At 50.6% G+C, this 15504-nt stretch carries 18 protein-coding genes; 5 read left to right on the forward strand and 13 right to left on the reverse strand.

Going from position 1 to position 15504, the window contains the following annotated elements; all coding sequences use genetic code 11:
• Positions 1–130: 130 nt before the first annotated feature.
• Positions 131–607: a transposase gene (locus tag ABYP33_RS02310; RefSeq protein ID WP_373088060.1), complete on the forward strand. Its 477-nt coding sequence runs from the start codon at positions 131–133 to the stop codon at positions 605–607.
• Between the two features lie 207 nt (positions 608–814).
• On the opposite strand, the gene ABYP33_RS02315 is transcribed toward ABYP33_RS02310, so the two are convergent.
• Positions 815–1639 carry an alpha/beta fold hydrolase gene (locus tag ABYP33_RS02315; RefSeq protein WP_373087917.1) on the reverse strand — a complete coding sequence of 275 codons (825 nt, stop codon included), beginning with the start codon at positions 1637–1639 and terminating at the stop codon, positions 815–817.
• Between the two features lie 169 nt (positions 1640–1808).
• Here ABYP33_RS02315 and ABYP33_RS02320 point away from each other — a divergent pair, with 169 nt between their 5' ends.
• On the forward strand, positions 1809–2036 hold the full coding sequence (locus ABYP33_RS02320) for a hypothetical protein (RefSeq protein ID WP_373087920.1): 228 nt from the start codon (positions 1809–1811) through the stop codon (positions 2034–2036).
• A gap of 99 nt (positions 2037–2135) precedes the next feature.
• Here ABYP33_RS02320 and ABYP33_RS02325 read toward each other — a convergent pair whose 3' ends face one another.
• The 3 genes from ABYP33_RS02325 to ABYP33_RS02335 form a co-directional block, all read right to left on the reverse strand.
• Positions 2136–2777, reverse strand: coding sequence for a DUF2959 domain-containing protein (locus tag ABYP33_RS02325; protein WP_373087922.1), 642 nt, complete (start codon positions 2775–2777; stop codon positions 2136–2138).
• A gap of 81 nt (positions 2778–2858) precedes the next feature.
• Complete coding sequence (locus tag ABYP33_RS02330; RefSeq protein WP_373087924.1) at positions 2859–3998, reverse strand: CNNM domain-containing protein; 1140 nt, start codon at positions 3996–3998, stop codon at positions 2859–2861.
• Between the two features lie 112 nt (positions 3999–4110).
• Positions 4111–4365, reverse strand: a complete 255-nt coding sequence (locus ABYP33_RS02335; RefSeq protein ID WP_373087926.1) for an EamA family transporter — start codon at positions 4363–4365, stop codon at positions 4111–4113.
• 40 nt (positions 4366–4405) lie between these two features.
• Between ABYP33_RS02335 and ABYP33_RS02340 the strand changes: the two genes are divergently transcribed.
• On the forward strand, positions 4406–4609 hold the full coding sequence (locus ABYP33_RS02340; protein WP_373087928.1) for a hypothetical protein: 204 nt from the start codon (positions 4406–4408) through the stop codon (positions 4607–4609).
• Here the strand turns inward: ABYP33_RS02340 and ABYP33_RS02345 are convergent.
• Positions 4604–4864, reverse strand: a complete 261-nt coding sequence (locus ABYP33_RS02345) for a hypothetical protein (RefSeq protein WP_373087931.1) — start codon at positions 4862–4864, stop codon at positions 4604–4606. The two genes, ABYP33_RS02340 and ABYP33_RS02345, sit on opposite strands and share 6 nt — an antisense overlap.
• A gap of 253 nt (positions 4865–5117) precedes the next feature.
• On the opposite strand from ABYP33_RS02345, the gene ABYP33_RS02350 reads away from it, so the two are divergent.
• Positions 5118–5954 carry a peroxiredoxin family protein gene (locus ABYP33_RS02350; protein WP_373087934.1) on the forward strand — a complete coding sequence of 279 codons (837 nt, stop codon included), beginning with the start codon at positions 5118–5120 and terminating at the stop codon, positions 5952–5954.
• Between the two features lie 25 nt (positions 5955–5979).
• On the opposite strand, the gene mtgA is transcribed toward ABYP33_RS02350, so the two are convergent.
• The 5 genes from mtgA to ABYP33_RS02375 form a co-directional block, all read right to left on the reverse strand.
• Positions 5980–6675, reverse strand: a complete 696-nt coding sequence (gene mtgA / locus ABYP33_RS02355; protein WP_373087937.1) for a monofunctional biosynthetic peptidoglycan transglycosylase — start codon at positions 6673–6675, stop codon at positions 5980–5982.
• Between the two features lie 360 nt (positions 6676–7035).
• Positions 7036–7761 carry a spermidine synthase gene (locus ABYP33_RS02360; protein WP_373087940.1) on the reverse strand — a complete coding sequence of 242 codons (726 nt, stop codon included), beginning with the start codon at positions 7759–7761 and terminating at the stop codon, positions 7036–7038.
• A gap of 89 nt (positions 7762–7850) precedes the next feature.
• Entirely contained in the window at positions 7851–8648 is a 798-nt protein-coding gene (locus ABYP33_RS02365; protein WP_373087943.1) for an SDR family oxidoreductase, read from the reverse strand.
• 72 nt (positions 8649–8720) lie between these two features.
• A complete protein-coding gene (locus ABYP33_RS02370; protein ID WP_373087945.1) occupies positions 8721–9086 on the reverse strand; it encodes a DUF3703 domain-containing protein in 366 nt (121 codons plus the stop codon).
• Complete coding sequence (locus tag ABYP33_RS02375; RefSeq protein WP_373087947.1) at positions 9079–9588, reverse strand: RNA methyltransferase; 510 nt, start codon at positions 9586–9588, stop codon at positions 9079–9081. The genes ABYP33_RS02370 and ABYP33_RS02375 overlap by 8 nt, the downstream gene beginning before the upstream one ends.
• A 514-nt stretch (positions 9589–10102) precedes the next feature.
• Between ABYP33_RS02375 and ABYP33_RS02380 the strand changes: the two genes are divergently transcribed.
• Complete coding sequence (locus ABYP33_RS02380; protein ID WP_373087949.1) at positions 10103–11551, forward strand: DASS family sodium-coupled anion symporter; 1449 nt, start codon at positions 10103–10105, stop codon at positions 11549–11551.
• A gap of 203 nt (positions 11552–11754) precedes the next feature.
• On the opposite strand, the gene ABYP33_RS02385 is transcribed toward ABYP33_RS02380, so the two are convergent.
• Genes ABYP33_RS02385 through ABYP33_RS02395 form a run of 3 tightly spaced genes read right to left on the reverse strand, consistent with a single transcriptional unit; the run spans position 11755 to position 15503 of the window.
• The gene (locus ABYP33_RS02385) at positions 11755–13515 is read right to left on the reverse strand and encodes a SulP family inorganic anion transporter (RefSeq protein ID WP_373087951.1); all 1761 of its coding nucleotides are present in this window, start codon (positions 13513–13515) and stop codon (positions 11755–11757) included.
• Positions 13516–13556: 41 nt separating this feature from the next.
• The gene (locus tag ABYP33_RS02390; RefSeq protein ID WP_373087954.1) at positions 13557–14450 is read right to left on the reverse strand and encodes an MBL fold metallo-hydrolase; all 894 of its coding nucleotides are present in this window, start codon (positions 14448–14450) and stop codon (positions 13557–13559) included.
• Positions 14451–14510: 60 nt separating this feature from the next.
• Positions 14511–15503: a cytochrome d ubiquinol oxidase subunit II gene (locus ABYP33_RS02395; RefSeq protein ID WP_373087957.1), complete on the reverse strand. Its 993-nt coding sequence runs from the start codon at positions 15501–15503 to the stop codon at positions 14511–14513.
• Between the last annotated feature and the right edge of the window lies 1 nt (position 15504).

Below are 15504 nucleotides of genomic sequence, written 5' to 3' on the forward strand. Positions count from 1 at the left end.
ACACCATCCTTGCCGGTGAGGTCTTGACCTTCACGCAGAGCAGCGATGGCGGCATCGATATCGAAAGTCGGTTTTTGCTTGGACATGAGTCATTCCTTTTTGCTACAGGATAAAGAAATGACACAGAAATCTGAACACTACTGCGACGTATGCGTATTGGTTAGGTGAAGGGGCTCAAAAGTATGATGTAGCCATACATGCCTTCGTATTTATGACTAACCATATCCATCTGCTCGTTACGCCTGAGAGTGGAATTCAGATTAGCCGGTTGATGCAATTTATCGGAAGGCGGTATGTACCGTATCTTAATCACAAATATGGCCGGAGCGGCTCGGCGTGGGAAGGGCGATACAAAGCCAGTCTAGTTCAGGACGAGGCGTATGTTTTCACGGTGATGCGGTACATAGAGATAAATCCCGTGAGGGCGGCAATGGTTGTGCGGCCCGGTCAATATCGCTGGTCTAGCTTTTGTCATAATGCGGGTATTAGAGAGATCAGCTTCCTTCGTTTTCATTCTCTATACGAAAAGCTAGGCAAAACCCGCGAAGACCGCCACCGAGCCTATTGTGATATGTTTGAGGGATGGATGAGGGGGATATCAAACTGATTCGAGAATCTTGCCAGTCGGGTACTCCCCTAGGTAACGATTGGTTTAAAGAGAGTGTGCAACAACGTTTACAATGCAAGGTAGGGTACGCGAGGCGAGGGCGCCCAGCGAGGTAAAAGAGTAGTAAAAGGGCTCTGACCCCTTTTACTTCGCTTTGGGAGCTTCACCGCCTTGTGCACAACCGGGTAAGCGTCAGCAATGAAGGGGTTATTTATATTTGCTGAGAAACTCCAATACAACTTGGTTGAACTGTTGGTTGCTGTCTCCGGCAATCATATGGGCCGCGCCATCGACCTGTACGTATTCGGCATGGGGGACTCGCTGTAAAAAATCGGACACTCCGTCGTCGTCAACGACATTGCTTTTTTCTCCACGCACCAGCAAGACGGGAATGCGGATGTTATCTGTTGCGATTTCAAGGTGATTTTCTAAGTTGAGCTGCTTGGTGGATACTAAGAACTGTGGATCCCAGTGCCAGTAGTAACGACCATCTTCACGCAGGCGCAGGTTTTTGCTTAGCCCACTTAAATCTTTGCGACGTTTACGCTGGGGAGTATAGGCAGCGATGGCGTCGGCAGCGTCATCTAAGCTCGCAAATCCGTTGGGGTGGGCAGACATAAATGCCTTAATATGATGAGTGCCCGCGATATTCATTTTGGGAACGATATCGACTAATACCAAGGCGCGGGCGATATCGGTGTCGCGACTACCAATCGCTAATAACGATGAAAGACCGCCGAGTGAGGCGCCCACCAGTATCGGTTTGTGGTCAAACATGGCGCAAAGGTTGATAATGTCGTCGGCAAAATCAGCTAGATGATAATTGCCGTCTTTCGCCCAATCGCTATGCCCGTGACCACGCATGTCTACGGTGGCGGCAAAATATCCTTTGGCGGCGAGTACTTCTAGTGCTTCGCCCCAAGCATGACGAGTTTGTCCACCGCCATGAAAAAAGATAACGGCTTGATCGCTTGAATTTCCCGCAAAATCAATAGCTAATCTCATGTTGTTGCTGATTTGTAGCTTGATCATAGTCAAATACTCTGTCGCTTCATATTTAAGGTGCGTGGCATTGTAGCGCTAAAAGGACCATTTTAAAGTGGCGGATGACGAAGTGGGGCTGTAAATGTGGCATTACACGGCGGTAGACGGTTTTGGGCATGGACAATGCAAAGAAATAACACAGGCGGAGGTGTTTTAAGTGGCCAAGGCATCGGAGCCTCGGGCGCTGCCCACCAGTACCGAGCATGGTCTGCTGCATATTGGGCAAGTGGTTCAGGTTGCACCACTCGACTACGGTGTGGTGCCAATCACTAGAACGCTAGCGGCGGTCACTGAGAATCGTATTATTGTCGCTTGGCAAAGTAGCGAATTTGGAACACTGCATGTTCACTGTCTCTGCGCGGGCTATTTACTGACTGCGGGATGATCGACGGTGACGTGGTTCAGTGGTCTATGGATGCCGGATCAAGTCCGGCATGACGACTTGTGCAGTCATGCCGTGTTTAAGCGTTTACCGTCTCCCGTCTTACTTCAGCTGCTTAATAAAGGCATCCGATTCCCGAATGGCTTTTTTCATCGCGTCAATGAGCTGCTGAACATCGCGGTCTATTCCCGCCAGTTCACCCTTCAGCGCGCCAATCGCCGAGGCGTTTAAATTGTGCTTGAGATACAGCACATTATCCCGCAGGGCGTTGAGTACAGGGTCTATACTCTTTTCGGCGCGACGCATTGATTTAATTAACGCAGTGTACTGGCGTTTGGTGGTTTGTAGCTTATTGGCGCTGTCAGTGCGTAGGCGGGCATTGGTGTATAGCTTGAGCTCCTCTTGCCACTCATCGAACAGCGCCTCGGCAACCGACTCGATTTTATTAATTCTATCCGTCACTTCCTTGGCGGCGGCTTCGCTGTCTTCAAACTCACTGTTTAGGCGATTGTAGTGGGTTTCTAAATTGCCGCCGTCAAAACTCACCACCGATCTAAATTCACTCAGGGCGTCTTTAAATTGCTCTTGTGCTTCCTCTTGGGCTTCTTTAGCTTCACCGACCCGTTCAACTAATATGTCACGTTTGTGAACGCCTACTTTCTCCATGGCGTTGTAATAGGTCGATTCACAACCACTCATCGAGATCATGGCGGTGGTGGCAAGCAGCAGCATTAAAAAACGCATGGGGTGTCCTAAAGCATGATTGGTATAGCGCTTAATGGTAGCCTGCATGCTGGGGTGCGGCAAATTTATGGCTGTTTGATGTTATGGAGATGGTTGCGCTCCCGCTGCAGCGCTGATTTTTTCGTCATCGAGGAACCCTAAACGCCGTGCGCGCTTGGCCCATAATTCCCGTGCCAAGGTTTGCATATGTTCGGTAGTATCGGTTTCATCAACAATTTGCATACCCAGCATGGTTTCAATTAAATCCTCCACGGTCACTAGGCCCATTACGCTGCCGTATTCGTTGACGACTAGCGCCATTTGCGCGCGCATTTCGATCATATTTTGTAGCAACTCCGAGGTGGGCAAGGAATCCGGTACTACAAATAATTCGCGCTTTAGGGTGCTTAGCAGCGCCTCTGGCTCGCGGCTGACGGCGAGCATTAGTTCGTCTTTACGAATATAACCCGTAATATTGTCGGCATCGCCGGCATAGATTGGGATTCGCGAAAACAATATCGCCTTATTATTCTCAACTACCGACTTCACCTTGGCGTCTTCCGCCAAACTAAAAATGACCAGTCGCGGGGTCATTACGTCTCGGGCCTGAAGGGAGCGAAAGCGAATTAAACTAGTGACTGCATCCGCTTCTTCTTGATCTAAAATTCCTTCGCTAACGGCAACTTCGGCGAGCGCAACAAATTCTTCGCGGCTAATGGAATGGGCGCTATCACCGTGCGATAACAAATTGGTGATTCCCTGTGCCATAACCACCAAGGGGTACATAGACCACATTACACCGCGTAGAATAATCGCGCACAACGGCGCGAGCTTACGCCAATATAAGGCGCCAAGTGTTTTAGGAATAATTTCAGAAACAATTAAAATAAGCAGGGTTAACACCGCAGAAATAACACCGAAATAAACTTCACCAAACAAGGTTGTTGCCTGGGCGCCAGCGCCAGCGGCACCGACGGTATGGGCGATGGTGTTCAAACTTAGAATCGCGGCAAGGGGGCGGTCGATATCCGTTTTGTATTCACGCCACAAAACCCCATTTTTATGTCCACGACGTTCATCGGCGGCGATATACGAGGGAGTGACACTTAGTAATACCGCCTCTAATACCGAGCATAAAAAAGACACGCTCAAGGCAATACCAATATAAACCAGTAATAAAATCATGCTAATACCAGTGTGCAGAAAGAACTTGATTGCCGCATTGCTGGCTAGCAAAGTCAAGGCTTAGTGCTAGAGCCAATGCTAAGCTTAACAGGTCTAGAGGAAGCCATTTGCAACAGCGCTACTAATGGATATAGTAGCGCTGTTGCAGGGTATTAGGCGTGCGGTTTGCTCATAATAAAAGTGCCATGCCACCCAGTACGGCAATTGAGGCTAAGCGAAAACGTAGCGTTATTGCCTCGTCCAAGAATAGTACCCCACCGAGTGCGGCAAGTCTTGGTAGGCTTAATTGAATCGTTGCGGCGTGACTCGCGGGCAGGGTGGGTAGGACCGCATACCATAATGTGTCACCCAGCCCTGAGGCCAAGGTGCTAGATGCGGCGGCATAGGCTAAGCTAAGGCTAATCACCGGCTGTGAATCACGCATAAGTAAAAAGGACGATGGCAAAGGGAGTAGCGCGCAGGGAGTGACCGGCAGTCGCGACGCTTGGTTAACGAGCGCTGCGTTCCAGCAGAGAATACGCCCCCCAGCAAACCCCGGCGGTGATCATAATAATCGCGCAGAGCAAGGGTGGCGCTTCGACACCGGCCAGTATCAGCCAAATAAGCCCAGCGCTGGCGGTAATAGTACCACTAATTTGCAGGTGACTAAGGGGTTCGCCGCGTCATAAGCCATAGCCGATCATCGTTGTTTGCACCGCACCAAACAATGCAGCGGCCGTTAGCCAGCTGCCGCCAAGGGTGTAGCGGTGAAATTGGATGAGTAACAGCATGCTGAGTACCAGTGCACCGGCAACGATGCGCACTAAGGTAAAACTAGACGCGTCGATATGGCCTGCAGCCAACGCTGCGCGGCACAGCAGTGAATTAGCCGCAAACGCCATCATGGTAATTGGAGTAAGGGACGCTAAACGCAGGCGCGACATTATTGTGTCCCATTGCATGAGAGTAGACGGCGTCGTTCGCGCCAGACCAACAGTTTACTGAATTCATCGCGGGGGGTAGTTAAATTTTTAGATTAATTTGAGATGGGCACGCCGCACAGCCGCAAATTAAAGCCACGTTATAGGTGGTGATTACGTAATACTGACGCGATATGCGTTACAGTCTTCATCCTGTGTTTAATCGTTTCTATGCTGGCCGACGGCGCCCATCAATAAAAATCTCAAGGACGTGCGTATGGACCGTTTAAAAGCGCTATTTATCTCAACGTGGATGAGCTTGCTCATGGTAGGCGCAGCGCGCAGTGCCTGGGCAATTTACCAGGACCCTAATGCAGTAGCATGGTATTGGGCTTTGCTATGCATGCTAACGCCCCTATCCTTTTTTGCGTGGGTGTTTATCGCTAATGTCGCTCGCACGCAAATCGCTAGCAAAGTGGTTTTAGGAGTGACTCTGCTTACGTTGCTCGGCGCGTTGTTGTCGCCAATAATTTTTGAAACCTTGGCGTGGATACTCGGTGCAGGGCTAATAGGAACCGCTTTGTACGAGTGGTGGTACTCCAGTTTTGGTGGCAGGCACAGTGACATACTGACTGTTGGTCAAACACTGCCAAACTTAGAATTTATTAATGATGCTGGTATGCAGCTTAAACCTCACGAACTGAATAAGCCCTTGCTCATGATTTTTTATCGCGGCAATTGGTGTCCACTGTGTATGGCGCAGATAAAAGAAATTGCCGGGCAATATCGCGTCCTGGCCGACAAAGGCGTGGAGATTCTGCTCATTAGTCCTCAGTCGCAGGGTCATACCGCCGATCTGGCTCAGCGCTTTGACGCGCCAATGCGCTTTTTGGTAGATCGAGATAGCGCGATGGCGAAACGCCTCGGCATTGCCGTCCCCAATGGCTTACCGATGGGCATGGAGGTGCTGGGCTATGATAGCGACACCGTGATGCCCACCGTCATCATGACTGACGCCACGGGTAAACTTTTGTTTGCGGATCTTACCGATAATTATCGGTTAAGACCTGAGCCGGAAACATTTCTTAAGGTGTTCTCTCAGGCGGGAATCTGAGAATACACAATTGTAGGGCGAAAGATTATTCCAACGCGGCGAGCCAAGAGCGGCCCCCGAGTTTGCGTTGCTGACCAAGATTCCAATTGGCGCGCGCAATCAAATGTGGCGCTGGTGCGGCAGGATTGTACTTGCGGGGGCTTGGCAAGCTGGAGGCTAACAGTGCCGACTGCCAGTGGTTTAACTGTGACGCGTTAATGCCAAAGTGATGCCGGCTGGCGGCGCCAACACCAAACACCCCGTCGCCCCATTCGGCGATATTTAAATAAATTTCTAAAATGCGTTGCTTCGGCCAGCACAATTCGACGAGTCCTGTGAACCAAACTTCCAAGCCTTTGCGTAGCCAGCTGCGATCCGTCCACAGGTACATATTGCGGGCGACCTGCTGGCTGATGGTACTGGCGCCGCGCAAACTGCCACGCCTTTCCCGGTCGGCAAAGGCCTTTTGAATTGCCTTTATATCAAAGCCATAATGATTGGGAAAATTCTGGTCTTCAGACACAACTGCGGCTAGTGCGGCATGGCGGGGTATTTCATTCCAGCTTAGCCACCGCTTGTCGAGGTGGTAGTGGGTGCCGCGCTGCTGCCAGCTGCGCTCTAGCATTACCATGCTAATCGGTGGGTCAATCCACCGAAAGGGCAATACTAAGGCAACACTGAACAACACCAATATCAGCAAGCTGCGCCAAAGCAGTCGCGCAAATCTGCTCTTTTTAGCCATCACTTATTCCATAAAGAATTCTGCTTGCCCCATTTATACAGGGAAAGATCGGGGATAATCTAGCGAATGCTCAGACGAATGTTTTGGATATTAGTTTCACCGTCCGTTTCCTTTCAGTGTTAAGTGGACTCTCGAACGTCAACCTCGCCATACCGATGCTTGAGGCAGCTGCCGCGAGCTGTCTTGTTATACCGGCTTCCATGCAGGAATCCTCTACCTCTCTTGTCATACCGGCCCCGAGCAGGTATCCGCTGCGCCCCTCCCGTCATACCGGCCCCAGAGCCGATATCCATGATTGTGGCAGTGGCGTAGTTCAATGGCGAATGGCTGCGGTATTACGTCCGGCCGGGCAAGAAAACGTTATTCGCCCTTCACACAAACATATACGGAGTTTGTCGATTCGCCATTCTGAAACGGATTATAAAAAGAGACCACGTGGGAAGTGACGGTAGCAAATACTGTTTTCAATAAGGCCTCAAAGGGTTCTTCTGGGAGGTTTTGCGACCACATGGCAAATACGCCATTGGACTTAAGTTGATCGGCCATGAGCGAGAGATTTTCGGTGGAATAAAAGCTGGCGTTGGCGGCGTTCAAGAATTCAGTAGGGGAGTGGTCAATGTCTAAGAGAATGGCGTCGAACTTCTTACCGGCATGTTGGGGGTCAAAGCTTGTGCTAGGATCCGTGGCTAGGTCGAAAAAGCTGCCGAGGACATAGCGATTTCGTATGTCGACGTTGAGTATTTTTCCCAGCGGCACCAGCTCGTCTTTATGCCAGCCGACAACAGTCGCGAGTGCGTCGATCACTAGTAGTTCGCTAATGCGTTGGTCTTTGAGCGCTTCTACGGCGGTGTAGCCTAGCCCTAAGCCGCCTACAACCACGCTTAAATTATGGCCCTGAACGGCGGCTAAGCCAAGGCGAGATAAAGCCTCCTCAGCATCGACAAACATGCTCGACATGAGAAACTCATCGCCAAGCTTAACCTCATAAATGTCTCTGTCGCCAAAAGCAGGAATACGCCGTTTCCGTAGGGATATTTCTCCTAGGGGCGAGGCTTGGCTATCAATTTCTTCAAATAATAATGGCATGCTGTTTGTCCTAATGATCTAAGTTGCTCGCGTCGTTCATTTGACAAACGCGTGGTATTGGTAGATATCGCACGATCAGCATGGTGCCGCTAACGGTATTCCATTCCCGCCGAAATACGGTTAAATAAGCGCGGAAAGAAACGCTTAATTGTTGGTGCAAGCGCGCTAATTCCTTTGCCGATGATAATTTCGTCACGGTCTTTAATCATCGCGTGAATAATCTCTTGCGCGCACTGCTCGACAGGCATGCCATTGATGATCGACTCGTCATCTTTATTCTGGGCCTCACCATTACCATTTAATGCATTCACTGCAATATTGGTTTTAATTGAGCCTGGGCATACCGTAAGGCAATAAATACCGTGCTGTGCGGTTTCGGCACGTAAGCAATCCATAAAGCCCACTACCGCATATTTGGAGCCAGAGTAGCCGGTACGCAATTTAGAACCGACCTTGCCAGCAACGCTGCTAATGCTAACAATCATCCCTTCGTGTTGCGCAATCATTGCCGGTAACACCGCTTTAGTCATTGCCACCGTGCCGAGGTAGTTGACCTCCATTAATTGGCGATAAACAGCTAGATCGGTATCAACAAATAGTGAGCGCTGCGAGATACCGCCGTTATTAATTAAAATATGCACAGGGCCAATGGCGCCAAGCTGCGTCTGTACCATGTTAATCAGACTGTCGGCATCCGCTAAATCCAGCGGCACCACCCAATGTCGATCGATACCTCCGGGTAGCGATTCTGCTAATTCAGCTAAGGTCTCCTTACGGCGGGCAGACAACACCAATCTGGCGCCGCGCTGTGCAAGTTGTTTACACAGGGCCATGCCAATGCCAGAGCTAGCACCCGTGACCCAAATGGTTTTACTATCAATATCCATCTCTCTTCCTCAAAGGCTTAGCTGGGGCGTAATTGTTATTTGGCTATAATGAGTAGCAACTAAATGGGTTGCTTAGCTATTGCCCTTAACTTTAGCGATAATGGCTGCAAGCTCTGGGGTTACCGGCATCACTTTAATCGGGCTTACATTACTACCTCCAGTGTTACCTTCTGGGATACGGTTAATCGCGGTCAAAGCTGCTGCACCTACAATTCGCAGCAGTTGACCTAATATTTCGTTACCGTCACGCTGTTTTATTCCCCAGTGCAACATTAATAGGTGCACCTTAACATGCCAATAGGTTGAGGCTTGGCCAAGTACATGGGCGTTCTCTAGATGCGTAAATGCCAATGCATAATCGCCGGATCGCCGTAACTGATCTGCTTGACGCAGTTCAGCCTCAACATAGGGCGCTATACCGTATGCAAACTTACTCATTGCTATTCTTGCTCGCGAGCTGCTTACGCTTATGACTTAAGACATATTGATGGTGAGAGAAGTTGTCGCCCTTGGCGAGCCGGTCATACAGCACCACATTAACTGTGGCGGCTAAATTCATACAACCCTCTGTGGGAATATAGACAATGTCTTGGCAAAGGTCAGTGATTTCCTTTTTAAGGCTGCCGTCTTCTGGGCCAAAAATATAAAAGGCTTGAGCGGGGTGCTTGTAGCTGGTCAGTGACTTAGCACCTTTGACAAGCTCTACGGCGACGGGCACGCAGCCTAGAGGAATAATATCCATTAGGTCTTTAACACCAATCAGCGGAATTTTTTCATAGACCTTTTTGGTGTCGGTGTAAAAGGGCTTGGCGCGATTGTAGCGTACGCCGGTATAAAACACGGAATTAACACCATAGCAACCAGCCGCTCGCATCACCGAGCCGACGTTTTCAACAGATTTTGGATTGAACAAGCCAATGCAGGCGTAGTTATTTTTCATAGGATTTACACAGTCGTGCTAAAGTAAAGTCGATAACATAAGGGAATGCCTTGTTCGTAGCGGCGTCTTAGAGGCAGGTGTAATGATGGCACTTTTTGGGGTGGTTTTGGGGAAAAAGAAGTAAGCAAGAAATTCGCTGCGCTCACATGGTTACCTGCCTACGTAGGTAAGACGAATTTTTAGCCATGATGAAAAACGCCTACATCTTCGCAGCTAAAACGATTGTCTCAGTATATCCACACCGTCTCCCCTGCGAAGGCAGGGGCCCATCGTTACGACGAAGCATTAGCTAGCAGCTGAGATTAAACTCGCTGGCGAAGCGCGCAAGGTTTTGATGAGTTTCGTTGCCATTGACGGCGGAAAAAGGCTAGCAATAATATGCCACAGTCAGCCTGAGGGCGCAGGTTAGCGACTATTTGGTCGGTCACGCCATAAGCAAAAAATTCCCCCCACCGGCATCTGGTCTATACTGTAAATCTGCCTTTGCCATTTATCCTAAAGACCAGAACGCTTCATGACCACTAAGCAATCTCACAAAACTGCCAAGCTCGGGCTACTCGCCTTAATTATCGGCCCAGTCATGCTGGTCGTTACGCTACTCGTCCCAGCACCCGCCGGAATGAACCCCGAAGCATGGTTAGCTCTTGGTGCTGCTCTATGGATGGCGACATGGTGGGCGACAGAGGCGGTGCCAATTCCGGCGACGGCGTTATTGCCCTTAATTCTGGTGCCGGTCTTGGGTATTGCCAAGGTTGGGGATTTGGCGGATGCCTATGCCAACGGCATTATCTTTTTATTTTTGGGTGGTTTTCTTTTGGGTTTGGCAATGCAGCGCTGGAATCTGCACCGCCGTATTGCGCTGAATATTCTACTGGCGGTCGGTCAGCAGGCTGCGCGCCAGATCGCGGGCTTTATGATCGCCACTGCGTTTTTGAGTATGTGGGTGAGTAATACCGCAACCAGTATCATGATGCTGCCAATTGGTTTGTCGGTGATTAGTTTTTTGCCTGCGGGCAATGATGGCGAGCGGCGCCGCTTTGCGGTGGCCTTGTTACTGGCCATTGCCTATAGTGCAAGCATTGGCGGTATTGCGACCTTAATCGGTACACCGCCCAATGCGATGTTGGCGGCGTATTTAAAAGACAACCACGATATTAGCATCGGTTTTGCTCAGTGGATGATGATTGGCCTGCCGGTGGCTGTGGCTATGCTGTTGTTTACTTGGTGGTGGTTGTGTCGCAAGGGCTTTGCGGGCTTGGAAACCGCAGGCAGTCAAGATTTGCTGCGCGTAGAATTGCATCAGCTGGGACCATTGAGTGGGGCTGAGGCGCGGGTCTTGTTGATTTTTGTGGGCACTGCGGCGGCCTGGATTTTTCGACCCCTATTAAACGATTATGTGCCAGGGGTTAGCGACACGGTGATCGCAATGGCGGCGGGCGTGTTGCTGTTTGCGGTGCGTTCCGGCGGCCCCGACTCGCAGGCCTTGCTCGACTGGGACAGCGCCCAAAAATTGCCTTGGGGGGTATTACTGTTGTTTGGCGGCGGCTTGGCCTTGGCGGTAATGATTAAAGATTCCGGTTTGGCCGAGTGGCTGGCGCAGAACTTTGCCTTGCTCCAGGCTTGGCCGTTGTTTGCGGTGGTGCTGGTGATTGTCACGGTAATTATTTTCTTAACCGAGATCACCAGTAATACCGCCACCACGGCCACCTTCTTACCGTTGTTAGGGGCCTTGGCCGTGGCGCAGTCGGTATCGCCTATGTTGTTTGTGATTCCCGCCGCGATTGCCGCGTCGTGCGCGTTTATGATGCCGGTGGCTACGCCGCCAAATGCCGTGGTGTTCGGCAGCGGTGAACTGCGCATTAACGATATGATGCACGCAGGCCTTTTAGTGAATCTATTTGGTATAGGATTGGTAAGTATTTTGGGCTATTACATTGTGCTAGCGGTGTTTATCGCTAGCTAAGCTAGTGCCGTGTTTCTGGTAATTATTTAGTTGGAGACGCTACGATGAATATTGCACGTATATTTTTGGTCTGGCGCTGTGTGTTGCAGTTGTGCAGTTGGCAGCGAGGTAAAACTTAACGGGAGTTGCGAAACCAAAAAGCGCGTCCAAGTTCAGCGCGTCGAATGTCTTTTGTATCTCCCGTCGAGCAAAGAGCGGTTAGCTCAAATATCCCAGCTCGGTGTGGTAGCTAGCTTCTGCTCGGCATTCGCGGCTACAATATTTTGCACTCCGAGATGGTGCGATAAAAACACTTGCCCGCTCAGGTGTTTTATAAACTCGGTATGGGCGAGTACATCCATCACTGGCCCTTTTACTTCAGACAAATGCAGGGTAATGCCACTGTCTTTTAAGCGTAGGTTGATAGATTCCAGTACTTCCAGTGCGCTGAGATCAATTTCATTCACGGCAGTGCACATCAATATCACGTGCTGAATACCCGGGCAGGCGTCGACTAATTCATAAACCTTGTCTTCAATAAAACCGGCATTGGCAAAGTACAGGCTTTCGTCAATGCGCAGCGACAGGATATCGCTGTGGGTAATGACTTTATGGCGATTTATATTGCGATAGTGTTCGGTGCCGGGTACTTCGCCAACCACCGCCATGTGGGGCACCGAGGTTTTGTATAGGTGCAGGGCGAGCGAGGCGAACACGCCACAGGCGACGCCAGTTTCTACCCCCATAATTAAGGTCACAACAAGTGTGGTGACCACGGCGATAAAGTCGCTGCGTGCATAAGCCCAGGATTTTTTGAGTATGGAGAAATCCACTAGCGATAAAACTGCGACGATGATGGTCGCCGCTAAAGTGGCCTTGGGTAAGTAGGCTAAATAGGGGGTGAAATACATGGCGGCGGCGGCAATGCCCACGGCGGTAAATATACCGGCCGCTGGGGTGACGGCACCGGCATCAAAATTAACCACCGAGCGCGCGAAGCCACCAGTAACCGGATAGCCGCCAGAGAATGACGCGGCAATATTGGCGGCGCCGAGACCGATCAGTTCTTGGTTTGGCACAATGCGCTGGCGGCGTTTGGCGGCCAGCGTGTGACCCACCGATACTGACTCAACAAAACCGATAATGGATATAAACACCGCTGACAACATGAGTTCACGCCAGGCGTCGTGACCGAGCTTGGGCATTTGAAAACTGGGCAAGCCGGTGGGAACCTCACCGACCAAGACGACACCCTTGCTGCCGAGGTCAAAATAGTAGGCGGCATAACTGGTGGCAATAATGCCGAGCACGGGGCCGGTCTTCGCTAGCATGGCCGCGGCTTTGTCACTGAGCCCCGTGCGCACTAACAGCGGTTTAAGGCCGCTGCGTACCCAGAATAAAAAGATTAGCGTGGGTAAACCCACCGCCACGGTATAAAAGTTAGTATTGGCCACCGAGGCATAGAGCGAGTGCAGCAGGGCAAACAGGTTTTCGCCATGGGCATTGATGCCCAATATATATTTAAGCTGGCTAAACGCAATGATAATACCCGAGGCAGTGATGAATCCGGCAATGACCGGGTGGGATAAAAAGTTCGCTAAAAAGCCCATGCGTAGCAAGCCCATGCCGAGTAGGAATACACCCGACAAAAAGGCCAGCAATAAGGCGGCTTCGATATAACTCACACTGCCGGCACTGGCAATATGGCCAATGGCCGATGCGGTCATTAGCGAGACCACCGCCACTGGGCCCACCGACAGGGTGCGGCTAGTGCCAAAAATACCGTAGGCGACCAGTGGCAACATACTGGCGTACAAGCCCATTTGCGGTGGCAGCCCGGCGAGCAGAGCATAGGCGAGGGACTGGGGAATTAGCATGATGGTGACGATTAATGCCGCCAGCAGATCGCTAAATAGCACATCGCGGTGGTATTCGCCTGCCCAGCCCAGAATGGGAAAGTAAGATTTAAGCGTCGTTTTTTGCACAGGGATTCCTTGGCCTTATGTCGCTGTTTAGCATAGCTAATTTATAGGGTATCTAAGGGCACTTTGAGGTACACGGTGCCATTGCTGTCGGCTTCGGGCAAATGTCCGGCGCGCATATTGATTTGTAGCGCGGGAATGATGAGCTTGGGCATGCCTAAGGTGGCGTCGCGTTGCTCTCGCATGGCGACAAAGTCGTCTTCGCTTATGCCGCGGTGCACGTGAATATTATTGTCGCGCTGTTGTTTAACGGTGGTCTCAAATTCCACGTCGCGACCATTGGGCATATAGTCGTGGCACATAAACAAACGCAGTTCATCGGGTAGTGACAGTAAGCGCTGAATTGATTGGTAGAGGACCCTGGCGTCGCCGCCGGGGAAGTCGGCGCGGGCGCTGCCGCCGTCGGGCATGAACAAGGTGTCGCCCACAAAGGCAGCATTGCCCATAATATGGGTCATGCACGCCGGCGTGTGACCAGGGGTGTGCAATGCGTGGCACTGCAAATTGCCCACGGTGTATTGGTCGCCGTCTTTAAAGAGTTGATCAAACTGAGAGCCGTCGCGCTGGAACTGATTGCCTTCGTTAAAAATTTTACCGAAGGTTTCTTGTACCGTAATAATGTGTTCGCCAATACCGATTTTGCCGCCAATCTGGCCTTGGATATAGGGCGCTGCCGACAAATGATCGGCGTGCACGTGGGTTTCAATAATCCACTGTAAATCGAGTTGTTGTTCGCGAATATACTGAATAATTTTATCTGCGCCTTGTAAGCCTAAATGTCCTGCGGCGTAGTCTATTTCCATAACCGAATCGATAATTGCGCAGGCCTTGGATGTTGGGTCTTGCACAACATAGGAAAAGGTATTGGTGGCTTCGTCAAAGAAGGGAATGACGGCCGGTATTTGTTTTAGATTGGGTGTAAACGCAATGGTGTTCATTAGGCATCTCCGGTTGTAACGCGTCGCGGATTGTTTATGGTCATCATTATTGTCAAGACACTATTCATAGGAAAGCGCGGTGGCTTTGCCATGAAAAATGCGGTACATAAAAAAGGTATAGAACAAAATCGCGGGCAGGGTGATAACAACACCGACTAAGGTAAATTGCAGCGACTTAACCGAGGCGGCGGCGTCCCAAATTGTCATGTGACCAATAATAATGTCGGGAAAAATACTGTAAGCCAAGCCCAGGCTCGCCATAAGGCAAATTACCGCGGTGGCGGCGTAAATTAGCCAGCCGTAGCCGTGGCGAAGAATATTGGGTTTGCCCAACAAAATAAAAATTGCCACATAACAGATAATACAGCTTAGCGGGATGGGCAGCAGTAAGATGGTGTAGGGGAGGGTAAACCATTTCGCGGCAATAGCTGGGCTGACCATGGGCGTGGCCACCGAGACCATAAATAGGCCAAGCCCCATGGGCCAGATTGCCATGCGGCCCCAGCTGATGGCCTTATCTAATAATGCGCCTTCGGTTTTCATTAGCAGCCAGCCGCAGCCTAATATTAAATACAGGGCGGGTAAGGTCATGGCAATGAGCGCCGAAAATAACAGGCTGGTGATGTTGTCTTGCAAGCCGGTGATGTAGGCGCCGAGCATCCAGCCTTGGGCTGTTGAGGCAATTAAGGACCCAGCAAAAAAAGCCTTATTCCAACGGCCGCGATGGTGGTCGCCCGCTTTTACCCGCAGGTCAAAGGCCACCCCGCGCAGCATTAAACCCATGAGCATGATGGTGACGGGCAAATACAAGCCGCTAAGAATAATGCCGTGGGCAAGCGGGAATGCGATTAATAAAATGCCAACACCCAGTACAATCCAAGTTTCATTGGCGTCCCAGAAGGGGCCAATAGAGGCGATCATCATGTCTTTTTCGTCTTCTTCCGCCAGTGGCAGCAATAAGCCCACGCCGAGATCGTAGCCGTCTAGCATCACGTAAATGAGCAGCGCCAAGCCCATAATGCCCATATAAATAATTGGTAGCCAATATTCCATT

This window comes from Zhongshania sp. (assembly GCF_041584495.1).
Taxonomy (GTDB): Bacteria; Pseudomonadota; Gammaproteobacteria; order Pseudomonadales; family Spongiibacteraceae; genus Spongiibacter.